We start from the raw sequence: 24,912 nt of genomic DNA on the forward strand, positions 1-24,912 counted from the left end.
AAGTGAATAAAAGGAAGAGGGAAGATTCTTTCTTCCTTTTTAAACATAGGAAAGGATGTCATCTATGCATGAACTAGAATTTAGAGATTTGAATGTCAAAGTAAATGAGGAAGATACAGTATTGCTATCGATGACTGAATCAGAAATAATCGTATTAACTAAAAAAGAAATCGATTATGGTGCTCAATATATTAATCATATTGTTCTTTACTGTAACACTAATGGACGATTCTTAAATAGCTATAGCGTACAAACAAACGAGCAAGTCATAAATGTACAAAAAGTTGATGATTCATTTTTGCTTTTAGTGGATAAAGAGTACGAGGACGGGGTTCGAAATGTTGAACCTAATATATATTTGTGGAATCCGCATAAAGAATTCTATCAATCTTTTTATGCAGGGCGTTACATTAATTCAATGATGATAGATCAAAATAAGAGTCTATGGGTCGGCTATGATGAAATAGGCATATTTTCTTGCGTTGATCAGGAAATAAGCACGAGAGGAATTAATAAATTCGTTTTGAAAAATGGAAAATATGAATTGTGTTCCCATGGTGTTAGTTCTTATATGATTGATCAATATTACTCTACGTTTGTAAGTGAAGATGCCATCTATTTGTATTACAGATCGATGGGTGAAAATTATTTGCAAAAATTAAATTTACTTGGTAAAACATTAGATCGATTTGAGGTTGAAATAGAGTGTAGTTCATGCATCAAAAATGAATCATCTATTTATTTTTTCATTCGTGATGAGGATTCTTACTATATTGAAAAAGTATTGAAGACGAATGATATGCAAAGTTATATAGAACAAGAAATTTTGAATGAAAATGGAGAAAGTCTCAGATTTACACAATTGGCTTCTTATAAAAATAAGTGTGCAGGAATTGATCTACATAACACTCTTTTTCTGTTGAATAAAATGTGATTTTTTTTAAAAAGTCCTCGTAGGAAGGAGACTGCGGTTAAAAAAGACAATATTAAATCATATGTCGCCCGTGGTTTAGTAAACGGAAATAGCGGGTGGGAGAGTGGAACTAATTAAAAAAATATAATTCAGGAGATGGCAACGTACAAAACGATTTGGGTAAATTATATTACGGGGGATGAAATAAGGGGCGAATATCGGTTCTTTAAAAAAGAACTCTCACTTTATATTCAGGTCGTTGAAAATAAAGTAGAGTAAGAGAGCCCAGCCTCTCTTTTCTTGTATGAAAAAATTAAACCTCGCACCCGAAAGCATCACGTACGGTGACAGCGGCCAGCTGTTATCCTACACAGAGAATGGCAAGAAATATTTCTATTACTACAACGCACACGGTGACGTCATCTCGATCTCTGACAGCACCGGAAAAACCGTTGCCAAATATCAGTACGACGCGTGGGGAAATCCGACAAAAACCGAAGCAAGCGATGAAGTAAAAGACAACCGCTACCGCTACGAGGCTATCAATACGACGGAGAAATCGGCCTGTATTATTTGATGCCCGCTACTACGAGCCGAAAAACGGGGTATTTTTATCACTTGACCCGGACCCGGGTGATGACGGAGATTCACTGAATCAGAATGGATATGCATACGGAAACAACAACCCAGTCATGAACGTTGATCCTGACGGGCATTGGGTATGGGTTAGCTATTAACGCTGGCTTTGCGGCTTATGACGGCTATAAGGCGTAAGGCAGGTAAGGGCTGAGAGAAGCCGATAGGGATGCTGCTTCTAACTTTGGGGCTGGGAAAGTGTTTAAAGGTGGTAAGAAGGCTTTGGGATATGCGAAAGGAACTAAGAATTATTTAAAACCTGGTAAATATGCTAGAAGGTCAACCTGCAAGAAGTACTAGTAGCAGGTTAAGGAAAAAAGAAACTTGGATATGTAATCCAATTATATACTAAATGAGTTATTATGGGGGAGATAAAATATAAAAATAGTTTAAGAAGGAGAATGAACTTTGATTAAAAGTAAAGAAATTCTTAGCCTATTAGACGATGAATTTAGTGAATTAAATCGACCGATTTTTGAATGGCGGGAATCTAATTATGTTGGGAGTAAATGTACCGTATTAAGATTAAATAATGACAATTGGTTACTGGCAATTCATTGCTTCGAAGTAGATTCTAAAGGGCCTTTTCTGGCTATTCATACCTATAGTAACTGTTTTTCAGACAACTACAAATTGATAATAATTGATGACTTCGCATTAAGGACTGAAGCAGGTGAGAAAATAACATATCGTGAAAGTGATTTTCAACAATTAAGCGAAGTAGTGGAAATTGAAATTAAAGAGTCTCGCTATTGCGTAAATGTTCACCAAAGAAATAAATTCCAAAAGAGTACAAAAGAAAGGGCATGGAAAACATATTTTAGGAATTTGTTTGAGGATGCTTCTTTTAGAGATATGCTTTGGATAAAACCAAAAAAGCTTTTGAATGTACTAGACCTAAAAATCAAAGTTAAGGGAGTATTCGAAACGGAGAATTGGGAATATCCCGATTATCTAACAGATCCAAGCCAATTAATTTCTTTTCAATCATTTGCACAATATCTTGAAAAAGGCAAAAGTCAGGTTAATTCAGGGGAAATAAATAATCATTGGAAGGAGTGGGAGGATTACGATATTGAATGAGTTAATTAATCAAATCTTTCAATCTCTAAAGTATAGTTAGGAGGGAAGAATGAGACTTGTATTAGAAAATAATGATCAATATTTTAATGTAAAACATTTGTTTGACAAAATCGAGTTGAAAATTGAGGAATATAATTGGCTGATCAGTGATCTTTCTGATATAACAGTGTTTAAAAATAAAAATTATATTGAGCATGAATTATTCTCAAGAAATATAGAATTCCTTTATATAAAAGGTGAAAATCTAAAAGAGATACTAAGTATTTATGACATCATTCCAACTTTTGGAGTATTCACAGCTGTCCCTCATTCATTGGAGAAGCTGTCTCTATCCTCAAAACCTGCGATTAATGAGAATGAAGCCTACTGGAATAAAGACTATAGATCGCCAGTTGAAGGGGCTGTATTCGAAGTCGGTTTTTTTGACTCGTCTGATATTGTTTTTACCGGCTGCCCTGAGTTAATAGGTAATCTGAAAAGGCTATTACCGAATGTAAAAACCATTGAGGAGTATATAGGATAATCACTTAGCTTATAGTTTGGATTTGTGAAGCAAATCAAATTGCTTGGATAATTTATCATTTTATGTATCTTATTCAAATGATAAATAAGTCAATTAAGAGAGGTTACCAGCCTCTCTTTTCTTAAATGAAAAAAACCAAACCATGGATCTGCAGCAAATACACTTATATGCGGGAAACCGTTCGCGGAGGTAAACATGAGCGATCCCTTAAATATACAAGAAGAATCATTGAGGGCTATAGGGAATCTGGATGTGATTAATCCAATGAAATTTAACTCGCTGTATTCATGTGATCTAGTAAGTAAAGATACTTTTTCTCAATTAATGAATGACTTAGAATTCGAAACAGTTCTAATAGAAGTAATGGCATCACCTTCTTTTATTGAAGAATGGAAGAAGAAGGTTGAAAAGAAAATACTAAATATGAATATTGTATCGAAAAAATTGATTCATATTGAATGTGTCTTCACAAAAGAAGAATTGATGGCAGATAACTTATTAGATGAATTATATTTTTTAGCATCGATCAATGACTTTGTTGTTATAATGGCAAACCCTGCCAAAAATAAGTCCTGCATGAACCTGAACACTCTAAAGGTTGATGTAACTACTGAAAATAAAGAAAAAATCATTTGGTTTGAATACGATGCAACAGATTTATATATCATTGATTAATTTAATATAGAGGCGTTATTCCATACATAATCAACGGAGTGTTGCTGATGTTAGAACTGACCGCGGAGCGGATTGGGTCATATGAAAGAGAACATATCATTTATTTCAATGCGGGCCGGAACGATCAAGTATTTATTGTGTCGGTGCATGATCACAAAGTAATATTGGAGGTTATGAAAGGTAGCTCTCTTTTAATCAAAAAAGAGTTACACGGATTTTCTGAAGATGCCTATTTCTATCTGATTGATTCGTATGATGACACAATCGTTATCGTTTATCTGGAAAATCATACTTGTCAATTGAGCACGTACTGTGTAAACAGTAATGACATCAATCCGATTTGTTCTTTTTTATTAAGCGCCAATGTATTTCATCTGGATGGGGATGGGTTATTATGGATCGGATTAACAGACGAGGGTTTGTATGATGAGAGAAATCCTCAAGGGAAAGCGATATTTGCTTTTCATGCAAAAGAAAGAACGTTTTATTTTGAAGACGATTTTAAAGAAATAATGCATGAATGCTATGCCGTACAATCGATCAAATCCGATTTGTATGTATGTTTCGAGGGAGAGGATTGCTGCGTCATCGGGCATTATCAGATTGAACGGGACAGAATTCGTACTGTTGCAGAATATGTGCTAGACGGCGATCAATACTCCTATTGTGATCAGCTGTCCGTTTCGAAAAAAAGGGTGCTGCTGATTCAGAATAACGAGGATAACCTATTTGCATTTCATGAAGAGAACAAAGGGTTAACAGAGGCTGATGTCATCATACATGGTATTGATAGAAAAGGAAAAACAACGTACAGAGCCGTTCAGGACCGCATTTTTATCTTTAATGATAACGATTTATATCTAGTCAGGCATTGATCACTTCTATGCAGAATACATGCTGGCAGAATGAAAATATCCTGTAAGGAAGTGCTCAGTTATGATAAAAAAATTAATTGACAAGCTTGAAGAAAACAAGAGGCGTCTTTTAATGAAACAAGTGCGTCTATGTCACACAGAATACGGCTGTGAGCTTGCGTATAAACCGCCGCCAGAGTGAGAAAGAGGTTCAAAATGCATCCCTTTTTTATAAAGAACACAAAGGAATCGGCAGTTTTTCAATCCCAAATATATTCCTTATTTCATGAAGACAAAATGTTCCCCGAACAAGTATTTAAACAACGAAAACATTATCATCTATTTGAGGAATTCCACTGGGTCTTGTCTGAAGAAGGCTGGGTGATGCTCAAAAGTTTGGCGCATCATCATCACGATGAATTTATCTTAATGGCTGTTCTGGAACATCCGGATGATATGAATCGGTTTTACGAGGAATTCGGATATTTTAACTGGTTAAAGATCCCTTTAGATATAACCGAAGATGAATATATTTCCATTTTAATGGATTATCCAAAACACAGTAAATACGACTGTATCATGGAAAATGCATCCCGCGTCGTATGGGCTTCAGCGGCTTTCAAGTGGGCGATTTACGGAGAAAGAGAATTTGAAATTTGTATTTTAGGCATTGAACAGGAAATGGCGGGAAAAACGTTAGAATCTTGGAGGCGTTTAGATGACCATGTTTTAGGCTGGATATCAGTTGTATTCCCGGATCAGATCGTTCCGGATGAATTTCAAAAAAAGTTCACCGCGCATTATAAATAACAAGGAGCAGTTCATGAAAATAAAAATGAATAAAATCCACAATGAATCAACAAAAGGATGTTTCTGTCATTTTGACGACTGCGGGCGTCTGTATCTTGGGCGGCATCAGAATGGCAGTCTTTCGTTTACGATCACGGAGGAATCCGGCGATACCCGAGTGATTCATATCGATGAACAAATCCCGTGCGAGGATATTATACTGTTTCAACAGAGTTCGGATGACCGTTATGTATTTGTTTACTCCAAGCTGTATGAGTATAAAGTTAAGGTGTTTTCAGCAGACGGAAAAGAACAAAGTGCATTTTCTCTGCCATCAGGGGCTTCATGCAGTCTTCTGGATGAGAAACAAAACCTTTGGGTTGGTTTAAGTGATGAAGGCATTTATGGTGATGAAAACCCCAGTGGACAAAGTGTGCTGTGCTTTACTTTAGACGGACAACTAAAGAAAACTCATATTGATCAACAGCTTTCAGAAATATATGCGCCCGTGGTAGATGACTGCTATGCACTTGCAGAAAAAGATGGACTGATATACATGCTGTATTACTCTTATACAGTCATTGCTGCGTTTGATGAAACCGACGTGAAACGAGTTTGGATTATTTCTGATAAAGAATATTGTGGGGTATATGACCAGCTAGCGATTTCAGATGACGGGTTTTGGATATGCAAAGATGAACATTCACTGTTCCTCATTCCGGCCGATGTCAGTTTGCCGATCCAAGAGGTAACGTGCTTTGATCCAGATGGGCGGGAGCTTTCGATACAACAGCTGAAACTGACAAGTAACGCCATTTATGCAATCTCAGACTCGGGGATCTATAAGAGGGATATCAGTAAGGGGTAAAAATGAAATGAATGACGCATCTTTTTGGTCCAGAGAGACGTTGACGGCAAGAGACGAAGATACAATAAAGAGCCTCATCCATCCGCCTTCATTATGGGGATGGGGAGAATAAACGAGGTCATGATGTTCAACAGATATTCTTTAGATGATGACGTGATCAGAAACCTAAAAATACACCAAAAAAAATTAGAGGGTCCGCTGCCTTCAGATGCAGTACGATTTGAAGAAGACTATGAAGAGATTGCCTGTACAGGAGATTTTTATGAATATTTCGTGCTTGTCAGCGGCAGTTTACATTGCATTTTGGCAAATAGAAAGATGCCTAAGCAGCAGCGTAATGCCTTATTCAAATCCTTTTTTGAACTGTATCCCCAATATGCTCACCTGAAAAACGTTTTAACAGATTATCCGGAGCTCAGCCGGGAAATAGAACTGCACGAACGGGCAAGGAGATTGTTAGTCAGCATAATAAATAGAAGCTGATCAGAAAACAGACAGACACGACAGATGATAGAAAGGGTCAGGTGGACAAACATGAAAGAACCCACATTAGCAGAATGTATGAAGAAGGCAGATCTTATCCTGAACGGCCAAGCAATGAGAGAAGAAGTTGCGGATTGGGCAGGTGAGTACGTGGCTGCAGATGATCCGGTGGTTGAGGAGGAAAAGGTTTGGGAGATGTTAGTGTATTTGTGCGGGTTTGATCTGAAAGCTGCGCCTGATTCTTATCTGCATACGACAGAAGAATTAAGAGAGTGGATTCAAGAACATATATGAAACATAGAATGTTGTGTCATAGAAAAATAAAAAAGGATTTGTCAGAAAAATATCATTTAAGACTAGACTGACGTGCGTGCTTAGTCATGCTGATGAGAATCTCGCAAATGAATTGTATTTTCTCGCTTTAATAAATGACACTGTCTGCCACTGATCCGCGGGAGGACAGGCTGTATTTTGGCTGAAATCTAAACAGGGAGGTTTACACAATGGAGTGGCACAAACATGAGAAAGTGACCCGAATGCTGCCGGATGCACCTGACAGCTTTGAATTGACGGAGTTTACTTTCTTTACTGGGTATAACGAATATTACGATAAAATTCCCGTATTTGAGCTGAAGCTGTCTGGCGGGGAGTATGAGGCAAAGCTGCGTTTTGAAGACGTGTGCTCTGCCCGGCTGGATGATCTCGAAAGCATCACCGGCATTCATCTGGACATCAGCCCGATAGACAGCGGATGGGAAAGGCTGCGTTATTATGTAGATAACGGGAAGCAGAGCATGAGCTTTTATTGCGGCAAGTGGGACGTGCTTGATGTGAGGAAAAAGCAGCCACCAGACAGCGCCTCATAAAACGGCAGGGTAAACAGTCAGCGTTTCGCGTATAATGAGGGGAGTTAGACAGAGAAGGAGTTTATTCATGAGCGAATTTAAAGATTTTTCTATCAGCCCCGACATCGCAAGAGCGTTGGAAGGACTTCAATATACCGAGCCGACTGAGGTACAGAGGCGCGTCATTCCCGCGGCGCTGCAAAAAAAAGACCTCGTTGTCAAATCACAGACGGGCAGCGGCAAAACCGCGGCCTTCGGCATTCCGATCTGCGAGCTGGCGGAATGGGAAGAAAACAAACCGCAGGCCTTGATTTTGACGCCGACCCGCGAGCTGGCGGCGCAAGTCCGGGAGGATATCACAAATATCGGCCGTTTCAAAAGGATCAAAGCGACGGCGGTTTTCGGAAAATCCTCTTTTGAAAAACAGAAAAATGAGCTGAAGCAAAAAAGCCATGTTGTTGTGGGAACGCCGGGCCGTGTGCTTGATCATATTGAAAAAGGCACGCTGCCGATCGAACGGCTGGCGTATCTGGTGATTGATGAAGCCGATGAAATGCTGAATATGGGATTCATTGAGCAGGTGGAAGCGATCATTCAGCGCTTGCCGAAGGAGCGGGTGACCATGCTCTTTTCAGCGACGCTGCCGGACGACGTGGAGCATCTCAGCCGAACGTATATGAAAGAGCCGGACTTGATCGAAATCAAAGCGGAGGGCCTGACGACGAAAGAAATCGAACATTTTGTCATCCGGGTCAAAGAAGAGGATAAATCGTCATTGCTGCGCGATGTCCTCATCACGGAAAACCCCGACAGCTGCATTATGTTCTGTCGGACGAAAGAACGGGTCAGCCAGTTAACTGATCAGCTGGACAGGTTAGGCTATCCTTGCGATAAGATCCACGGCGGCATGGTGCAGGAGGACCGCTTTGACGTCATGAACGAATTCAAGCGGGGCGAGTTCCGCTATTTAATCGCGACAGACGTTGCGGCGAGAGGGATTGATATCGAAAACATCAGTCTCGTCATCAATTATGATATTCCGCTTGAAAAGGAAAGCTATGTACACCGCACGGGCAGAACGGGCAGAGCCGGACACCGGGGACAGGCGGTCACGTTTGTCACGCCGTTTGAAACGAGATTTCTGGATGAGATTGAGGATTATATCGGCTTTTCCGTCACAAAACGCGAGGCGCCGACTCAGGAAGCGGTGGCGGAACGGAAAGCTGCCTTCACAGAAAAACTGAACGCGCGCCCGGTGATGAAAAAAGACAAAAGCGAACAGTTAAACAAAGACATTATGAAGCTGTACTTTAACGGCGGGAAAAAGAAGAAAATCAGAGCGGTCGATTTTGTCGGAACGATTGCCAAAATTGACGGCGTAACGGCCGATGACATCGGAATCATCACCATTATGGACAATGCGTCCTACGTCGAAATCTTAAACGGCAAAGGGCCGCATGTTCTGAAAGTCATGAAAAATACGACGGTCAAAGGCAAGAAGCTCAAAGTCAATAAAGCGAATAAGTAAAAAAAGAAAGCCTGTTCGAATGCAGGCTTTTTCTTATGCCGTCTCCTCAGGGACAAAAGCAAGAATCACGATCCCGATCACAAACAAAATAATCAGGCTGAACACCGCGGCCGATGAGTTTCCCGTCAGCTGGGCGGTAACGGCAATGAGAAGCGGCCCGATAATGGAGGCGAATTTGCCGAAAATATTATAAAAGCCAAAAAACTCATTGGCGTGCTGCTTGGGGACAAGCTTGGCGAAATAAGAACGGCTCAAAGCCTGAATACCGCCTTGAGAAGTGGCGACAAGCATTGCCAAAATCCAAAAATCAAGCGCATTATCCATAAAATAAGCGTAAATACAGACGATCATATACATGACAATTCCGGCGTACAGCATTGTTTTTCCTTTAAAACGTTCGGCCAGCCTCCCGTACAAAATTGAAAAGGGTGCGGCGACGACCTGAGTGACAAACAAAATGATCAGCAGATTCGCCGCGCTGATGCCGAGGTCAGCGCCGTATGATGTGGACATCGTAATAATGGTGCCGACCCCGTCGATATAAAAGAAATACGCAAGGAGAAACAAAAACAGCGCCCGGTACCGCCGGATCTGCCTCATCGTGCCGGCGAGTCTTTTAAAACTGCTGACCACAAGCCGCGGCTCCCTTTCAATGTAATAGCGCTGGCGGACGTGGAGGAGGAGCGGGATGGAGAAAAGCCCCCACCAAGCGGCGGTAATAAAAAAAGCGATTCGGCTTGCGGCGTCGGCGGACAGCGGGATCACACCGGCTTGCGCCGAAAGGATGACGGCAATGCTGAGGAGAAACGGAATTGTACTGCCGATGTACCCTAAACCAAAGCCCCGGGCGGAAACCAAGTTCATCCGCTCCTTCGCCGCCACATCAACGAGAAAGGCATCATAAAACACATTAGATCCGGCAAACCCAATCGTGGAAATCGTATAACAGACCAATAAAAGCTGCCAATACTCACCGGGAATAAAAGCCAGTAAGGCGGTGCCTGCTACGCCGATCAGGAAAAAGAAAGCGAAAAAACGTTTTTTACAGTCCTTATAATCGGCTATCGTCCCTAGAATGGGGCCAAGCATGGCCAAAATAAAAGTCGCTGCTGCAATCGTGTAGCCCAAATATGCGGTAGAATCGGCCGCGCTGACGCCGTTGCCTGACGCTGACGCTTTAAAAAATAATGGGAAAACCGCAGTCATAATAATGACCGAGTAGGCTGAATTGGCCCAGTCATACAGCATCCAGCTGTTTTCTTCCTTCGAAAACCGTTTCATCACACATGCTCCTTCTCGTAAAACACGCTTTTCTCCATCATATGCACCTTTGTCTGATTGTTGGACAATGATTTCCGCGAGGTATGCTGATTGACCTGAAGATATTGACCTAGTACAAAAAGGATGTACAATCAAAGTGTAGCAGGTAAATGGTAAGATGGGAGGGAAAAAGAATGAAAATTTCGAAAGTCATTAACAATAATGTCATCAGCGTGATAAATGAAGGGGAACAGGAATTGGTCATCATGGGCAGGGGAATCGCCTTCCAGAAGAAGACGGGCGATCCGGTCGATGAAACACGCATCGAAAAAATATTCACGCTTGATAATAAAGATGTGTCCGAAAAGTTCAAGACGCTTTTATACGATATTCCGCTTGAGTATATGGAAGTGTCAGAGGAAATTATCAGCTATGCCAAAATGCAGCTCGGAAAAAAACTGAATGACAGCATCTATGTATCATTGACCGATCATATTCATTTCGCTTTGGAGCGCCATCAAAAAGGGCTGGATATCAAAAACGCGCTCTTGTGGGAAACAAAGCGGCTCTACAAAGATGAATACGCAATCGGCAGGCAGGCCTTATCCATGATCAGGCAAAAAATCGGCGTGACGCTTCCTGAGGATGAAGCCGGTTTTATCGCGCTCCACATCGTCAATGCCGAGCTTAATGAGGAAATGCCGAATATCGTTAACATTACAAAAGTCATGCAGGAGATTTTGAGCATCGTAAAATACCATTTCAGTATAGAATATGATGAGGAATCTTTATATTACTATCGCTTCGTCACCCATTTGAAATTTTTCGCACAGCGCCTTTTTAACGGATCATGTATGGAAGGCCAGGATGATTTTCTGCTGAAAACAGTGAAAGAAAAGTACGATCATGCTTATGAATGCACTCAAAAAATTAACCGATATATTCAAAAAGAGTTTGGCCGCAAACTGACAAGCGACGAGCTCTTGTATTTAACCATCCACATTGAAAGAGTTGTGAAGCAAACGTAATGAACAGAAAGAAATGCTTATTATGAAAGCGCTGACATTGTTAATTTCATATGATATTTTTGGTAAAAATCAATATCTATTATTTAGGATTGTTACTGATCAGCAGGCAAAACCTAAATTACTATAGCCCGGATATTCTTATCTGAGTATGTAGTAGTTTAGGTTTTTTATGTTGTCAGAAGGTGATATGCCACCGCAGGAAAACAGCGTTTCGGACAGGATTGTTACTGTACGGGAGTCTACGAAAATAGGGCCGTTGAAGAGCTTTTATTGGTATAGAGATGCCATCGCATCTAGCGGAAACAACCAACGATGCCACCTGAGAAAGAGAAAGCGCCCCGCTTTCTCTTTTTTTGCTTTTCCATGACCGATTTGAGCGTTTACACAACAATCGGTTCGGGTATCCGGTTAGTAAAAGAGTGTCAGGTCATTGAATACAGGGGGAACAGAAAATGAGTAAAGATCAAAACAAACGAATCAATGAAAACACAAAAAATGAACAGCTGGAACAATACCGTGTCGATAACAGCGGGAAAAAAATGACGACCAATCAAGGGCTTCGTGTATCAGAGGATGAGCATTCCTTAAAAGCGGGCGTCCGCGGCCCTACATTAATGGAGGATTTTCATTTTCGTGAAAAAATGACGCACTTTGACCACGAGCGGATACCGGAACGGATCGTCCATGCACGCGGGTACGGCGTACATGGGCATTTTCAGGTGTATGAACCGATGACTGAATATACACGGGCAAAATTTTTGCAGGACCCGTCTGTGAAAACGCCTGTCTTTGTCCGTTTTTCAACGGTGGCAGGCTCCAAGGGATCAGGCGACACGGTGCGTGACGCCAGAGGCTTCGCGACCAAGTTCTATACGGAAGAAGGGAACTATGATCTGGTCGGAAACAACATCCCGGTGTTTTTCATTCAGGATGCGATTAAGTTCCCGGACTTGGTGCACGCCTTCAAGCCTGAACCGCACAATGAAATGCCGCAGGCCGCGACAGCTCATGATACGTTCTGGGATTTTGTCGCGAATAATCCGGAATCCGCGCACATGGTCATGTGGACGATGTCTGACCGAGGAATCCCGCGGAGCTATCGGATGATGGAAGGCTTCGGCGTGCATACGTTCCGTTTCGTTAATGAAAAAGGAAAAGCGCGCTTCGTGAAGTTTCACTGGAAACCTGTGCTCGGCGTTCATTCCCTCGTGTGGGACGAGGCGCAGAAAATTGCCGGAAAAGACGCCGATTTCCACCGCCGCGATCTGTGGGAAACCGTCGAAAACGGCGGGAAAGTCGAGTATGAGCTTGGCGTACAGATGATTGAGGAAGAAGATGAATTCAAGTTTGATTTCGACATTCTCGATCCGACGAAGCTGTGGCCGGAGGAGCTGGTTCCCGTCAAGCTGATCGGAAAAATGACGCTCGACCGCAATCAGGATAACGTATTCGCCGAGACAGAGCAGGTTGCCTTTCACCCGGGGAATGTCGTGCCGGGCATTGATTTTACAAACGATCCGCTTCTCCAAGGCCGGCTGTTTTCTTACACGGATACACAGCTCATTCGTCTTGGCGGGCCGAACTTCCACGAGATTCCGATCAACCGGCCGGTGTGCCCGTTTCATAACAACCAATATGACGGCTATCACCGCATGACGATTAATAAAGGCCCTGTCGCTTATCATAAAAACTCCCTGCAAAACAACGATCCGTCGACGGCGACAGAAGAAGAGGGAGGCTATGTTCATTATCAGGAAAAAGTCGATCGAAGGCAGAAAAGTCCGCCAGCGCAGTGAGAGCTTCAACGATTATTTCTCACAGGCAAAGATGTTTTGGAACAGCATGTCTTCTGTAGAAAAAGACATATCATTTCCGCGTTCTGTTTTGAGGTCGGAAAAGTGAAAAGCAAGGATGTTCAGCAGCAGGTGGTTGATGTATTCAGCAATGTGGACGCGGAGCTTGCTGAACGCATCGCAAAAGGGGTCGGCGTAAACCCGCCGTCAAAGGATCACGATTCGGATGAAACATTCCGCTCCCCGGCCTTAAGCCAAGCCAACACAGTGAAAACGGCAGCCACAAGACAGATTGCCGTTCTCGCTGATCACGGCTTCGCCGACGAAGAATTGAAACAGGCGCTTTCCGTGTTCAAACAAGCGGGAGTCAGAGCCGACATCATCAGTCCGGCCTTAGGCGCGATCAAGGGGGAAAACGGCACACAGCTCGAAGCGGCGGCCACCTTCCTGACAGCAGACTCAGTATTGTATGACGCTGTCTATATCGCGGGCGGAAAACAAAACATCGAAAGTCTCAAAGCCCAAAAAGCGGCCAAAGACTTCGTCAGCGAAGCCTTCAGCCACTACAAAGCAATCGGTGCTGCCGGAGAAGGGAAAGAACTGCTGACACTCGCCGCGGGAACCGTACAAGGCCCGGGCCTTGTCGCAGATGACAATGATCGATTTATTAATGCCGTTGCCGAGCACCGGCATTGGGACAGGGAAATTTCATGAATTAGTTTACACCATTCATATGCTGATGTATCTTTAGGGCAAACACCTTTTACTAAGGAGACATGCAGCATGAACGAAAAACAGCTCGCAGAATACTACCGTCGCGACGAAAACATGATGATTTTAATCTTTGCCCAATGGTGCGTCAATCACGATCTTGACCCGATAGCGCTCTACAGCAAGGCTTATCCCGGCCAGCCTTTAAACGAGGGGCTGAAAAAAACCGTTGAGGAGCTTGCGGTGCCGAAGGAAGAGTCAGAACCGATTCCCGATCAGACAGTCATCGGCGTTTTGGAGATGTTCGGCAACTCAGATTTGGCTGAAGCGGTTCATGAAGCCATTGCGCAAAGACCATCGTAAGAGACATGGATGAGCCGTGTCTCTTTTTTATGGGCAAAAACACGAAAGAAGACCTAGAAACAATTTTCCATTCGGCACTGTCTATAGAGTGTATCTCGTTTTCAAAAAGCGGTACAAGAAAAGGAGGAATTGTGATGAAGAAAATATGTAAAACAATGGCGGCTGTGCTTGCAGCAGTGCTGCTGGCCGCTCTGTTTGGAGGCGCAGCGCCTTCAGCTCAAGCCGCACAAAACGGCAAGCCTCTCGTCACCAGCCATACGTATAAGCATGTTAAGGAATTAACGTATCCTCAAGTCCAAAACACCGGAAACGCAGCATTTGAAAAGAAAATCAACCAAGACTTCCAAAAGTATATCGAGACATCCTACCAAGAATATGTGAAAAATAAAAAAGACGCTGAAAAACAAGGCTACAAGGCAGAATATCAAACAGACTTTCAGGTGAAATACAATCAAGGCGGCAAGCTCAGCATTCAAACGGAGAACTATATCTTCACAGGCGGTGCTCACGGGATGACAGCCGTCCAAACCTACAATTATGATCTGAAAACGAAAAAACAGGTTACGCTGAACAATGTGCTGAATTCTAAAACAAAGGTAAATCAAACGAAGGATTATCTTTACAGCTATATGAAAAAACACGACACTCTTTTTTATCCTGACGTGAAGAAGAAAGATATTTCCCTTAACAAAGAGACACCATTCTACTTTACGAAGGACGGCATTGCCATTGTGTTCGGGCAATATGACATGGGACCTTACGCAGCGGGCATTCGCGACGTACACGTGCCTGCTTCCGTCTATCAATAAAAAAAAGCGATATCACCCGGAAACGGAGTGGTATCGCTTTTTCTGTTTTACCATACGAACAATCCGACAATCGCCGCGCTTAGTAAGGAAACGGCAATTCCGCTTACAAGCAGCTTCCAAACGTTTTTGCCGATGATAGTTGATTTTTCGCCATCAAGCAGGGATTGATAAGAACCGTAAATCATACCGATGGTGCTGAAGTTTGCGAATGACGTCAGGAATGTCGTCGCAACGGCAACCGTGTGCGGCGGTAATGCCTGCAATTGCCCCTTCAAATCAGCCATCGCCACAAACTCGTTCGTTGCGAGCTTGATTCCCATCAGCTGGGCGACATACATTGTATCATGCCAATTTAACCCCAGGAGAAACGCAAACGGACTGAAGACGTAAGAGAAGATCTTCTGAATGGTCAGCCCGTGCACAAACAGTCCGAGCATGCCGTTTAACGCAGCCGTTAATGCCACATACCCAATCACCATCGCTAAAATAACGATGACCATGTTCATCCCGACAAGCATACTGTTAGAAATCGTGGAGAAGAAATCTTTTTTCTCTTCTTTGGAAGGCACATAAATAATATCGTCTTCCTTCGATACATCAACCGGATTCAGCAGGTTTGCGATCAGCAGTGCGTTCAAGCAATTCAACGGAATGGCTGTAAACACATATGTTGAAGGAACCATCGTCAGATAAGATCCGATTATCGAGCCGCTGATGCTGCTCATGCTCATCAGCCCGAACGTCAGCAGGCGATTATTGTTCACAATGGCAAGCTGCTGACGGATCACGGCTAACGCCTCTGTATTTCCTAAAAACATCATCTGAATGGAGAAAAAGCTCTCCAGCTTCGGCAGACGCGACACTTTGGAAATCAGCCACCCGATTTTATCAATCAGCCACGGCAAAATGCCGAAATACGATAACATGTCAAAGAAGGTGACGACGAAGATAATCGGCAGCAAGGCGCTGAAGAAAAAATCAACCGTCGGATTCGCCATAACAGACGGAAAAACAAACGCAATCCCCTGACTGGCGCACGAAATCAGCCATGTAAAGAACGCGCCGATTTGACCTATGACAAAGCCACCGACCTTTGTTCCTAACATAAACCATGTAATCAGGAACTCAAGGACGAGGAGCATAACGATCGGACGCCATTTAATCTTTCTTTTTTGAGGAGAACATAAGAAAACAACTGCCATGACAACAATGAGGCCGACAATGTTCAATAAAAAATACATGTGAGCAACTCCTATAAGGTTTATTATGGAAATAAAAAAGCTCTTATTTATCACAATTTCCGGAAATTGTGATAAATAAGAGCCAAAAGAAAAGAATAAGACAGCGTCATACGCTTTTCACTCGTTCAAATTTATTCAAACTTCCTTGTAGTCTAGTCTTTTACGGCGCTAGGTAGAAACAATCAGACCATATTACTGATCATATACAAGAATAACAATATAACATGAGATAGCAGTATTTTATCGTTTCAATTTTTGAAAATCAACCTTTTTAGATATTTTCAAAATAATAAATTTATATTATAAATAAAAAAAATAAAGGATATGAAAGATATGTAAATAGTAAATGGATAGTTAAGGTATAATAGAAGCCGTTGCTCTTGCAAGCAGGCCGCATAAAGCCTTCTCTGTCATTGTACAAACGAAACAGAGTTGATAAAATAAAGATGAGGGCACAGCTCTCGGCGTATAAAGACAAAAGGAGTCATTTCTATGATCATCCAGTTCATTCGTTACAGATAATGAGGGGTATAGATGAATGTCATAAACCAAGCAGCATCTCATTTTTCAGGAAATATGCGAGGTTTATTTGTCTATGCCTTTTTCATTGATTTAAAAACGAATGAATGAGGTGTTTTTTTGTCTGATAAAAAAATAAAACGTGCTGCACTGATAAAAGCCTGGCAATCAGTATTCAGGTGTCCTCTTTGCCATACGCGGATGTCAGTTTCACAATATAAAAGTTTGATTTGCAAACACGGGCATACATTTGATATATCAAAACAAGGGTATGTGAATTTCCTGACGAAGCCGGTCAAAAGCCAGTATCAAAAGGCACTGTTTGAAGCGAGACGGGAGCTTTTTGAAACACAGCAATTTTTTGATCCGCTTCGAAGAGAGATTACTGAGATCATCAGCTGCCTGCAATCTCCGCAAAAACCGATGACTGTTTTGGACGCCGGATGCGGAGAGGGATCACATGTATCCGCTGTATGCAGAGCGCTCCGAACCGAGTATTCCGTGACGGGAATAGGTATTGATATCTCAAAAGAAGGAGTGCTGTCCGCTTCCAAAACGTTTGGGGAGGATATGGTTTTTGCAGTGGCTGATGTGGCAGACGCACCGTTTGGCGACAGCAGTTTTGATATGATTATGTCGATTTTATCGCCTTCTAATTATAAGGAATACAGCAGGCTTCTGAAACACGGCGGGGCAGTGATCAAGGCTGTGCCGCAGCGTGATTATTTAAAAGAAGTGAGAGAGTTCTTTTTCGAGGGAAGCGAAAAACAGGCTCATACCAACACATCTGCAGCCGACCGCTTCAAAATGAACTTTCAAACCGTACAGCGAAAGCGGCTGTGCTACACGAAGCCCCTGTCTCAAACAGAGCTTTCTCTGCTGGTTCGCATGACGCCTTTAACATGGAAGCGTTCAGAAGAAAAAATCCAACGGTTTACTGCAAAAGAAAGAGCTGAAATTACAGTTGATGTCGATCTATTAATCGGCACTAATCCTATATAAAAAGAGAAAGACACACTTGCACAGGCAAGTGTGTCTTCTTTTGTGCTTATTTCCAAACCTCGCCGGCAATTTCAACGACATGGCGCAGTTTTGCCCATTGCTGTTCTTCTGTGATCAGGTTTCCTTCCTCAGTGGAAGCGAATCCGCATTGCGGGCTGAGGCAGAGCTGATCCAGGCTGACGTATTTTGAAGCTTCTTCAATTCGGCGCTTCATGCTGTCCTTGCTTTCCAGTTCGCCGAATTTTGACGTAATCAAACCGAGCACAAGCTGAAGATCAGGGCGTTTGACATAACGGAGCGGCTCAAAGCCGCCGGAGCGGGAGTCATCATATTCCAAGAACAGCCCGTCCAGGTCTAACCCGTCAAAAATCGTTTCCGCCGCCGCGTCGTAGCCGCCTTCAGCTGTCCAAGTCGACTGGAAGTTGCCCCGGCAAATATGCATCGTAACGGTCAAGTCGTCAGGGCGGTCTGCGATGGCATCATTAATGGATGCAGCAAACAGCTAGCGCAGCTCATCCGGCGTCGTACCGAATGCTTCAATTTGACGCAGGCCCGCTTCTGATAAGAAAACGGCCCACGCTGTGTCATCAAGCTGAAGGTAGCGGCATCCGGCGTCATAAAAAGCTTGAATGGCTTTTTTATACGCCTTTGACACATCGTGCTGAAATTGTTTGTAATCATTCTGGTATGCCGCTTTTTCCAATTTACCTCGGAAAAACAGCATATTCGGGCTTGGAATGGTCATTTTCGGTACGGCATTGCCGGCAATGCCGTGAAGAAATTTATAGTCATCAAGCATCGGATGAGCAGAAAAATCAATATCTCCGGTTACTTTAATGCCGCGCGCTTTTGTCTGCACATTATGGAACTGAATCCCGCTTTCCGGCGTAAATGCCTCGACCCCGTCTAAATTTTCCAAAAAGTCAAAGTGCCACCAAGCCCGGCGGAATTCGCCGTCTGTTACCACTTGAAGGCCGGTTTCTTTTTGCTTTTCCACAATGCGGGTGATTTCGTCGTTTTCGACCTGGCGGAGCTGTTCGGCCGAAATCTCACCTGCTGCTTTTTGCAGCCGCGCTTTTTTCACAGCCGCCGGCCGCAAAAGGCTTCCGACCTGATCTGCCCGAAACGGCGGTTTTTTTCTTAGAAGAGTGTTCAATGGCTGTTTTGTGTTTTGCTGTGACATTAACAATTCCTTCTTTCCTGGTTTAAATATAAAAAAGCTCTTCCCTTGGATAGGGAAGAGCTTGCGTCCGCAATCTCAACCTTATCTTCAGGATTTAGCACCATTCTGCTGAACAGCGGTTGCCGGGTATCATAGGGCCAGTCCCTCCACCTCTCTTGATAAGGAAATATTATATTCAGAATAAACTGTAATACTATTAATCTTAGTATGTTTTTATATATTGTCAATATATTTCGAAAAATATTTCTAATGTTCGTCCTCAAATAGAACCATATCAATGACGATCGCAATCGCAAGACAAAGGAGAATGTCCTCTTCCTCCGTAATCTGCAAATGGTAGGAATCTCCCCAGCTCAGCCATTTTTTATTGACGGTCATGCGGTCCGCCGTGCCGTCTGTGATTTGGAAATCCTGCCCCCACAAATCACCGGTAATCTCCCAGCCGAGATGCGAAATTTCAAACTTCGGCTTAAAAAATGTTATTTTCTTTCTCACTTCACATACGGGCTTGCCGCTGACAGAAATTTCGTATCGCGGAACAAGAGACATCAGTTTCTGATCAATGGTGACGAGCGTGCGGCCGTCCAAATCCGTCAGCTTCAGTTCGTCGCCAAACGAAAAAAAGCTTCCCTCCACTTTGTAGACCTCTTTTCCGTCCTCATTAAATACTTGAAAATGGTCTTTAAATGAAAACATCCGCTCTTTAATATAAAAATGATACATAAAAAACTCCTTTTTTTATTCTATACGGAAAAAGGAGGCAAAAGGTTTCAATTCTATCGGGATAATAGTCATTTTGGAAGCAAAAAAAGGCTGCCGATTATCTGCGGCAGCTGTCCTATTATGAAAACGGCATCCGGCGTTTTTGACGGATCGCGTTTAAATCAATGATGTTTTCCGTGTCGGCAGCTGTCACCAGCGGGCTTGTCTTTGGCGCTTTACGGCGGTTGTCCTTACTGAAAGAAAAAACCAAATAACCTGTTAAAGCAGCGAATATAAGTAACATCATTTTACATACCTCCCAAAAAAAGTTTTGGTATTATTCATTGTACGGATAAACAAACGAAAAGTATTCAAATAATTGAAACTTTTTTAAAAAATAACGACAATTTCCGTAAAAAAGACCATAAGATGTGATGACTTCTCTTTGTTGTGTGGTTCTATAGATTCTATCGGCTGTAAAATTAATATAGTTTATATAACTTTATTACTATTTTTTACAGATGTCAAATTAACTAATTGTGTCGTTTTTTCGTTTGCCTGTGTATGTTCAGTACCCTAAAAATTCATTTGATATGCAAAACAACTGTACTTATATGATAGCGCTTTCTTTATTTTTTAGGTGAAAATCGAGAAAGAAACGCGTTATCTTAAAAGAATCGTTTAAACATTTTTCGAAGCTTTTTGAAAGGGTTTGATTTTGTTTCAAGTTTGCGCGAGATGATCAAGTTTTTTTTCAAGGCTTTCGCCACAGTGCCTCTGGCCATATTCTTCACTCCTTATTTCCGTTTGATACCTTATTTACGGAAATAAAAGGGGAAAAGTTTCATTTTAGGGATGAAAAAACCAAAGCATACGTGCTTTGGTTTTTAGATTAGGCTCGTTCTTCAAACAGCTTTGCGATTTCGATGATGACGTTTACGGCTTTTTCCATATGATCGACAGAAATGTATTCATATTTTCCGTGGAAATTTTGGCCGCCCGTGAAGATATTCGGTGTCGGCAGGCCCATATAAGAGAGCTGTGAGCCGTCAGTTCCGCCGCGGATCGGTTCGATAATCGGTTCGATGTCCAGATTCTTCATGGCTTGGTACGCAACGTCAACAATTTCTCTCACGGGCTCAATTTTTTCTCTCATATTGTAGTATTGATCATGCAGCTCAAGGCTGACGCTGTTTTCTCCGTATTTGGCTGTGAGTGCGTCTGCAATCGCCTGCATGTTTTCTTTTCTTGCCGTAAAACGTTCTCTGTCAAAATCCCTGATGATATACGACAATTTGGCTTCTGAGACGTCGCCGTTCATTGAGATTAAATGATAGAAGCCTTCGTATCCTTCTGTATATTCCGGTGCTTCCTCTTTCGGCAGCGAGTGATGGAATTCCATCGCGATTTTGGAGGCGTTGACCATTTTGTTTTTTGCCGTTCCGGGGTGAACGCTTTTTCCGTAAAACGTAAGCTTAGCAGCGGCAGCGTTAAAGCTCTCATATTGAAGTTCGCCGAGAGGGCCTCCGTCTACGGTGTATGCAAAAGCGGCGTTAAAGCGGGCCACGTCAAATTTATGAGGGCCTCTGCCGATTTCTTCATCAGGCGTAAAAGCGACTCTGATGTTACCGTGTTTGATGTCGGGATGCTTGATCAGATAAGCCATTGCCGTCATGATTTCAGCAATGCCTGCTTTATTATCGGCTCCGAGCAGTGTCGTGCCGTCCGTTGTGATCAGTGTCTGGCCTTTATAGCCGGAAAGCTCCGGAAATTGTTCCGGTGAGAGAATGACATTGAGTTTCTCATTTAAGACAATATCACGCCCGTCATAGCATTCAATAATCTGAGGATTCACATTTTTTCCGGTAAAGTCGGTTGCGGTGTCTACATGGGCAAGAAAACCGATGGCGGGCACGTCTTTGTCTGTATTTGCCGGCAGGGTTGCCATCACATAGCCGTTCTCGTCGATTGTGACCTCTTCCATGCCGATTGACTTTAATTCGTTCACGAGCATGTTACCCAGCGTCAGCTGGCCGGAGGTTGATGGGCAGCTTTCGTTGCTTTCATCAGATTGTGTATCGACTTTTACATAAGACGTAAAGCGTTCAATGATCTCATTCTTCATACCGTCATCTCCTTTGTCTTATCTTACCATGTCCGGGGAAAGAATTTCTATTTCACAATCCCGTTTCGTATCGCAAACACAACCGCATTGCGCGCGGCCATCGTTCCGAGCGGAATGAAGAAAAGAGAATGGGTGATGGCTGTAAACAGTCCGTTGTCTCCGGGAAGCATGGTGCTGGCCGCCATTCGCAATCCCAATACTGCTATTATGAGAATAACACTTCCAATTGAACCGCGTGACGTAATGTTTCCATTTTCTGGGTTTATCCTTACCGTGACTAATTCCCGATTCGAATCCGGCTGCAAGCCTGCTGCCAGCAATACGAGGCAGACCCCGATATTCAGCGGCGAGTGAAAAAATGACGGCTGGATGGAAGCTGCGCCCCCCCACAGCATGAAAAGCGGGATAATGATCAGCTTTGCAGGCCGGATTTCCCTTTCCCGAAGCATTAATAAAATCACAACAATAAAGATAAAGAAAGGAATTGCTCATATTCATAAGATCAATTCCTTTCTTTATCTGTATTATATTTTCCAAAAGAAATCAATTCGTCCATAGGCAGGTTGATTTTTTTACACAGATGAAAACAAAATATGAAGGAACTGTGAAAAAACTATTAAACTTCTTGAAAATGGATGATGAAGGCAGAAAAAACCTATATAATATGGTCAATTCATTCAATAGGGAGGCTTCAATCATGGCAATTTTAGTGACAGGCGGAGCGGGTTATATCGGAAGCCATACATGTGTTGAGCTGTTAAACAGCGGCTATGACATTGTGGTTCTGGATAATCTGTCAAACAGCTCAGCGGAAGCATTAGATCGGGTAAAAGACATTACCGGAAAAGGGCTGGCGTTTTATGAAGCGGACCTCCTTGACCGGGAAGCGGTACATCGGGTGTTCGCTGAATATGACATTGAGGCCGTCATTCACTTTGCAGGATTAAAAGCGGTCGGTGAATCTGTTGCGGTGCCGCTCAGATACTACCATAACAATCTGACGGGAACGTTTATTTTATGTGAAGCCATGCAAACGTACGGTGTGAAAAAAATCGTTTTCAGTTCATCGGCGACGGTGTACGGCGTCCCGGAAACGACGCCGATTACCGAAGACTTCCCATTAAGCGCAACAAATCCTTACGGGCATACGAAGCTGATGCTGGAGCAGATTTTGCGCGATTTACATACGGCAGACTCTGAATGGAGCATTGCGCTGCTCCGTTACTTTAATCCGTTTGGTGCGCATACGAGCGGCCGGATCGGCGAAGACCCGAACGGCATCCCGAATAATTTAATGCCGTATGTCGCCCAAGTAGCAGTCGGCAAGCTCGAACAATTACAGGTGTTCGGCAATGATTACCCGACCAAAGACGGCACGGGCGTGCGTGACTATATCCATGTCGTTGACCTTGCTGAAGGCCACGTCAAAGCGCTGGAAAAAATACTGAACACAACAGGCGCTGACGCCTATAACCTCGGAACGGGAACCGGCTACAGCGTTCTTGAGATGGTTAAGGCTTTTGAAAAGGTATCAGGCAAAGAAGTTCCGTACCGTTTTGCAGACAGACGCCCTGGAGACATCGCCGCATGCTTCGCCGACCCGGCAAAAGCAAAGGCTGAATTAGGCTGGGAAGCAAAACGCGGGCTGGAAGAGATGTGCGCCGACTCTTGGAAATGGCAGTCTTTGAATATAAACGGGTATCAAAAGGTGTAATGAGAAAAGAGACCTTCAGGCGAGAAGGTCTCTTTTATATATTATTTAATTTTTACTTCAACATCGTTGCTGAACTTCAATTTCCAAGTTCCTTCTGCATACGCATTTTTATCTACTTCAAAAGCTTTCACGTCAGTGACCTTAATGTTTGGGTTTAAGTCGCTTAAGATTTTACTGTTGTCCACTTTTGTTTCTGTCGCATAGCTTGAAGAAGCGTCAATATCTGCATCATAGGATGTACCTTCAGAATCTACTAATTTAGCGCTCGGAATAGAAAAAGAGCTCAATGGTTTTTTCGAAATGTTTTTGACTGTATATTGCACAGCCACGATAACGCCGCCGTCAGATGCTTTTTTCTCGACAAATTGAGTTCCTACTGAATCTCTTTTTTCTACTTTCGTAACAGTAACTTCAGTTTTTTCAGTCTTAACAGTGTCGCCGATGCTATATAATTTTTCTTTAGTATCGGCAGCTTTTGTAGATGCAGTTTTAGATGAAGAAGAACTGCCTCCTCCGCCGATGTTTGTGATAATGACAATAACAACTATCGCTAAAATAAGTGTGATGATTTTATGCCTCAAAAAAAAGTTTCGCTGATCTTTTCCACAATTCGGGCACTTTTTTACACCTTTTGCGATTTCTTTACCGCACGCCTTGCAAGACACCAGATTTCCTGTCATGTTTCTTCCTCCTATGTAAACAATTTCTTAAAAACTATATACTATAATGCCTGTAAAATAATTTATAGTCAATACAATTTTTAGGCTAAATAGTATTTTAATGATTATTTATTCCTGTATTTTTGGTATCTTTTTTTATATCGACAGTAAACTGAAATATTGAATACTATTTCATAAAGTGAAGAAAAAAGAAAGCTTGATCATGCTTATGATTTAACGTATAATCTTGAAAGAAATACAAAATTAAACATGAAAAAACAGTGGTTTTCTAGGGTTCCGCAATACACATTGGTCTGGACCGAGAGGAAACACATAGCAGATTTCTGTTATGACACGGTGGGATAAAAGCCCGGGAGTTTCTGCTCTTTTGATGAAGAGTATTCTCCCGGGCTTTTTTGATTTTATAAAAAGGGAGTGTCTGTGATGAAAAAGAGATTGCTGGATGTGCTGATGCTGATAGTGGGTGCTTTTTTCTTTGCATTGGCCGTTAATTTATTCGCCATTCCGAATGATCTTGGGGAGGGCGGGGTAACGGGGCTTACCTTGATCTTATACTATGTGTTTGAATGGTCGCCCGGGGTTACC

23 protein-coding genes, 4 pseudogenes and 3 riboswitches are annotated in these 24,912 nt (G+C 42.6%); of the genes and pseudogenes, 19 read left to right on the forward strand and 8 right to left on the reverse strand.

Annotated features, from left to right (window positions below):
* Positions 1-24: 24 nt before the first annotated feature.
* From AXI59_RS03850 to AXI59_RS03905, 12 genes and pseudogenes are all read left to right on the forward strand, one after another.
* Positions 25-934 (forward strand): annotated as a pseudogene (locus AXI59_RS03850) (hypothetical protein).
* Between the two features lie 310 nt (positions 935-1,244).
* Positions 1,245-1,786: pseudogene (locus AXI59_RS20825) on the forward strand (RHS repeat-associated core domain-containing protein); the annotation flags it as partial.
* 171 nt (positions 1,787-1,957) lie between these two features.
* Positions 1,958-2,632 carry a DUF7003 family protein gene (locus AXI59_RS03860; protein ID WP_061527458.1) on the forward strand — a complete coding sequence of 225 codons (675 nt, stop codon included), beginning with the start codon at positions 1,958-1,960 and terminating at the stop codon, positions 2,630-2,632.
* 49 nt (positions 2,633-2,681) lie between these two features.
* On the forward strand, positions 2,682-3,155 hold the full coding sequence (locus AXI59_RS03865; protein ID WP_061527459.1) for a hypothetical protein: 474 nt from the start codon (positions 2,682-2,684) through the stop codon (positions 3,153-3,155).
* Between the two features lie 195 nt (positions 3,156-3,350).
* Entirely contained in the window at positions 3,351-3,830 is a 480-nt protein-coding gene (locus tag AXI59_RS03870) for a hypothetical protein (RefSeq protein ID WP_061527460.1), read from the forward strand.
* 47 nt (positions 3,831-3,877) lie between these two features.
* On the forward strand, positions 3,878-4,705 hold the full coding sequence (locus AXI59_RS03875) for a hypothetical protein (RefSeq protein ID WP_061527461.1): 828 nt from the start codon (positions 3,878-3,880) through the stop codon (positions 4,703-4,705).
* Between the two features lie 195 nt (positions 4,706-4,900).
* Complete coding sequence (locus AXI59_RS03880; protein ID WP_061527462.1) at positions 4,901-5,494, forward strand: hypothetical protein; 594 nt, start codon at positions 4,901-4,903, stop codon at positions 5,492-5,494.
* 13 nt (positions 5,495-5,507) lie between these two features.
* Positions 5,508-6,341: a hypothetical protein gene (locus AXI59_RS03885; protein WP_061527463.1), complete on the forward strand. Its 834-nt coding sequence runs from the start codon at positions 5,508-5,510 to the stop codon at positions 6,339-6,341.
* Positions 6,342-6,461: 120 nt separating this feature from the next.
* Entirely contained in the window at positions 6,462-6,824 is a 363-nt protein-coding gene (locus tag AXI59_RS03890; protein WP_240491485.1) for a YxiJ-like family protein, read from the forward strand.
* A 51-nt stretch (positions 6,825-6,875) separates the two neighbouring features.
* Positions 6,876-7,118, forward strand: coding sequence for a hypothetical protein (locus tag AXI59_RS03895; RefSeq protein ID WP_061527464.1), 243 nt, complete (start codon positions 6,876-6,878; stop codon positions 7,116-7,118).
* A gap of 209 nt (positions 7,119-7,327) precedes the next feature.
* Positions 7,328-7,690 (forward strand): hypothetical protein, encoded by a 363-nt coding sequence (locus AXI59_RS03900; RefSeq protein WP_061527465.1) that lies wholly within the window; start codon positions 7,328-7,330, stop codon positions 7,688-7,690.
* Between the two features lie 67 nt (positions 7,691-7,757).
* The gene (locus AXI59_RS03905) at positions 7,758-9,197 is read left to right on the forward strand and encodes a DEAD/DEAH box helicase (RefSeq protein WP_061527466.1); all 1,440 of its coding nucleotides are present in this window, start codon (positions 7,758-7,760) and stop codon (positions 9,195-9,197) included.
* Positions 9,198-9,230: 33 nt separating this feature from the next.
* On the opposite strand, the gene AXI59_RS03910 is transcribed toward AXI59_RS03905, so the two are convergent.
* Positions 9,231-10,481 carry an MFS transporter gene (locus AXI59_RS03910; RefSeq protein WP_156476220.1) on the reverse strand — a complete coding sequence of 417 codons (1,251 nt, stop codon included), beginning with the start codon at positions 10,479-10,481 and terminating at the stop codon, positions 9,231-9,233.
* 170 nt (positions 10,482-10,651) lie between these two features.
* Between AXI59_RS03910 and licT the strand changes: the two genes are divergently transcribed.
* The 4 genes and pseudogenes from licT (at position 10,652) to AXI59_RS03930 (ending at position 15,161) form a co-directional block, all read left to right on the forward strand.
* Positions 10,652-11,485 (forward strand): BglG family transcription antiterminator LicT, encoded by an 834-nt coding sequence (gene licT / locus AXI59_RS03915; protein WP_061527468.1) that lies wholly within the window; start codon positions 10,652-10,654, stop codon positions 11,483-11,485.
* A gap of 452 nt (positions 11,486-11,937) precedes the next feature.
* Positions 11,938-13,992, forward strand: a pseudogene (locus AXI59_RS03920) (catalase).
* A gap of 69 nt (positions 13,993-14,061) precedes the next feature.
* Entirely contained in the window at positions 14,062-14,352 is a 291-nt protein-coding gene (locus AXI59_RS03925; protein WP_061527469.1) for a hypothetical protein, read from the forward strand.
* Between the two features lie 134 nt (positions 14,353-14,486).
* Positions 14,487-15,161, forward strand: coding sequence for a DUF3298 and DUF4163 domain-containing protein (locus AXI59_RS03930; protein ID WP_061523284.1), 675 nt, complete (start codon positions 14,487-14,489; stop codon positions 15,159-15,161).
* A 47-nt stretch (positions 15,162-15,208) separates the two neighbouring features.
* On the opposite strand, the gene AXI59_RS03935 is transcribed toward AXI59_RS03930, so the two are convergent.
* Positions 15,209-16,402 carry a NupC/NupG family nucleoside CNT transporter gene (locus tag AXI59_RS03935; RefSeq protein ID WP_061527470.1) on the reverse strand — a complete coding sequence of 398 codons (1,194 nt, stop codon included), beginning with the start codon at positions 16,400-16,402 and terminating at the stop codon, positions 15,209-15,211.
* 128 nt (positions 16,403-16,530) lie between these two features.
* Positions 16,531-16,631, reverse strand: a riboswitch (purine riboswitch).
* Between the two features lie 410 nt (positions 16,632-17,041).
* Between AXI59_RS03935 and AXI59_RS03940 the strand changes: the two genes are divergently transcribed.
* A complete protein-coding gene (locus AXI59_RS03940; RefSeq protein WP_061523282.1) occupies positions 17,042-17,923 on the forward strand; it encodes a putative RNA methyltransferase in 882 nt (293 codons plus the stop codon).
* A 46-nt stretch (positions 17,924-17,969) separates the two neighbouring features.
* On the opposite strand, the pseudogene AXI59_RS03945 reads toward AXI59_RS03940, so the two are convergent.
* The 5 genes and pseudogenes from AXI59_RS03945 to AXI59_RS03960 all read right to left on the reverse strand — a co-directional run bounded on the left by AXI59_RS03945 (position 17,970) and on the right by AXI59_RS03960 (position 22,382).
* Positions 17,970-19,106: pseudogene (locus tag AXI59_RS03945) on the reverse strand (5-methyltetrahydropteroyltriglutamate--homocysteine S-methyltransferase).
* A 78-nt stretch (positions 19,107-19,184) separates the two neighbouring features.
* A riboswitch (SAM riboswitch) is annotated at positions 19,185-19,271 on the reverse strand.
* Between the two features lie 81 nt (positions 19,272-19,352).
* Positions 19,353-19,829, reverse strand: a complete 477-nt coding sequence (locus AXI59_RS03950) for an LURP-one-related/scramblase family protein (protein WP_061527471.1) — start codon at positions 19,827-19,829, stop codon at positions 19,353-19,355.
* A gap of 118 nt (positions 19,830-19,947) precedes the next feature.
* Positions 19,948-20,115: a hypothetical protein gene (locus tag AXI59_RS19945; protein WP_167348357.1), complete on the reverse strand. Its 168-nt coding sequence runs from the start codon at positions 20,113-20,115 to the stop codon at positions 19,948-19,950.
* Between the two features lie 585 nt (positions 20,116-20,700).
* Positions 20,701-21,933 carry a peptidase T gene (gene pepT, locus AXI59_RS03955; protein ID WP_061527472.1) on the reverse strand — a complete coding sequence of 411 codons (1,233 nt, stop codon included), beginning with the start codon at positions 21,931-21,933 and terminating at the stop codon, positions 20,701-20,703.
* A 47-nt stretch (positions 21,934-21,980) separates the two neighbouring features.
* On the reverse strand, positions 21,981-22,382 hold the full coding sequence (locus AXI59_RS03960; RefSeq protein ID WP_061527473.1) for a hypothetical protein: 402 nt from the start codon (positions 22,380-22,382) through the stop codon (positions 21,981-21,983).
* Positions 22,383-22,630: 248 nt separating this feature from the next.
* On the opposite strand from AXI59_RS03960, the gene galE reads away from it, so the two are divergent.
* Positions 22,631-23,647, forward strand: coding sequence for a UDP-glucose 4-epimerase GalE (gene galE / locus AXI59_RS03965; protein WP_061527482.1), 1,017 nt, complete (start codon positions 22,631-22,633; stop codon positions 23,645-23,647).
* Positions 23,648-23,688: 41 nt separating this feature from the next.
* Here the strand turns inward: galE and AXI59_RS03970 are convergent, their stop codons facing one another.
* A complete protein-coding gene (locus AXI59_RS03970) occupies positions 23,689-24,228 on the reverse strand; it encodes a DUF4352 domain-containing protein (RefSeq protein WP_156476223.1) in 540 nt (179 codons plus the stop codon).
* Between the two features lie 356 nt (positions 24,229-24,584).
* A riboswitch (guanidine-I (ykkC/yxkD leader) is annotated at positions 24,585-24,685 on the forward strand.
* Between the two features lie 65 nt (positions 24,686-24,750).
* On the opposite strand from AXI59_RS03970, the gene AXI59_RS19155 reads away from it, so the two are divergent.
* A partial coding sequence (locus AXI59_RS19155; protein WP_205632581.1) for a YitT family protein occupies positions 24,751-24,912 on the forward strand: 162 nt, incomplete at its 3' end.

The organism is Bacillus nakamurai (assembly GCF_001584325.1).
Lineage (GTDB): Bacteria > Bacillota > Bacilli > Bacillales > Bacillaceae > Bacillus > Bacillus nakamurai.

What these genes read in the sequence shown, in the direction of transcription:
- AXI59_RS03865 (WP_061527459.1), top strand. Translation starts at nt 2,682, where the DNA reads ATGAGACTTGTATTAGAAAATAATGATCAATATTTTAATGTAAAACAT.
- AXI59_RS03870 (WP_061527460.1), top strand. Translation starts at nt 3,351, where the DNA reads ATGAGCGATCCCTTAAATATACAAGAAGAATCATTGAGGGCTATAGGG.
- AXI59_RS03875 (WP_061527461.1), top strand. Translation starts at nt 3,878, where the DNA reads ATGTTAGAACTGACCGCGGAGCGGATTGGGTCATATGAAAGAGAACAT.
- AXI59_RS03880 (WP_061527462.1), top strand. Translation starts at nt 4,901, where the DNA reads ATGCATCCCTTTTTTATAAAGAACACAAAGGAATCGGCAGTTTTTCAA.
- AXI59_RS03885 (WP_061527463.1), top strand. Translation starts at nt 5,508, where the DNA reads ATGAAAATAAAAATGAATAAAATCCACAATGAATCAACAAAAGGATGT.
- AXI59_RS03890 (WP_240491485.1), top strand. Translation starts at nt 6,462, where the DNA reads ATGATGTTCAACAGATATTCTTTAGATGATGACGTGATCAGAAACCTA.
- AXI59_RS03895 (WP_061527464.1), top strand. Translation starts at nt 6,876, where the DNA reads ATGAAAGAACCCACATTAGCAGAATGTATGAAGAAGGCAGATCTTATC.
- AXI59_RS03900 (WP_061527465.1), top strand. Translation starts at nt 7,328, where the DNA reads ATGGAGTGGCACAAACATGAGAAAGTGACCCGAATGCTGCCGGATGCA.
- AXI59_RS03905 (WP_061527466.1), top strand. Translation starts at nt 7,758, where the DNA reads ATGAGCGAATTTAAAGATTTTTCTATCAGCCCCGACATCGCAAGAGCG.
- licT (WP_061527468.1), top strand. Translation starts at nt 10,652, where the DNA reads ATGAAAATTTCGAAAGTCATTAACAATAATGTCATCAGCGTGATAAAT.
- AXI59_RS03925 (WP_061527469.1), top strand. Translation starts at nt 14,062, where the DNA reads ATGAACGAAAAACAGCTCGCAGAATACTACCGTCGCGACGAAAACATG.
- AXI59_RS03930 (WP_061523284.1), top strand. Translation starts at nt 14,487, where the DNA reads ATGAAGAAAATATGTAAAACAATGGCGGCTGTGCTTGCAGCAGTGCTG.
- AXI59_RS03935 (WP_061527470.1), bottom strand. Translation starts at nt 16,402, where the DNA reads ATGTATTTTTTATTGAACATTGTCGGCCTCATTGTTGTCATGGCAGTT.
- AXI59_RS03950 (WP_061527471.1), bottom strand. Translation starts at nt 19,829, where the DNA reads ATGTATCATTTTTATATTAAAGAGCGGATGTTTTCATTTAAAGACCAT.
- AXI59_RS19945 (WP_167348357.1), bottom strand. Translation starts at nt 20,115, where the DNA reads ATGATGTTACTTATATTCGCTGCTTTAACAGGTTATTTGGTTTTTTCT.
- pepT (WP_061527472.1), bottom strand. Translation starts at nt 21,933, where the DNA reads ATGAAGAATGAGATCATTGAACGCTTTACGTCTTATGTAAAAGTCGAT.
- AXI59_RS03960 (WP_061527473.1), bottom strand. Translation starts at nt 22,382, where the DNA reads ATGCTTCGGGAAAGGGAAATCCGGCCTGCAAAGCTGATCATTATCCCG.
- galE (WP_061527482.1), top strand. Translation starts at nt 22,631, where the DNA reads ATGGCAATTTTAGTGACAGGCGGAGCGGGTTATATCGGAAGCCATACA.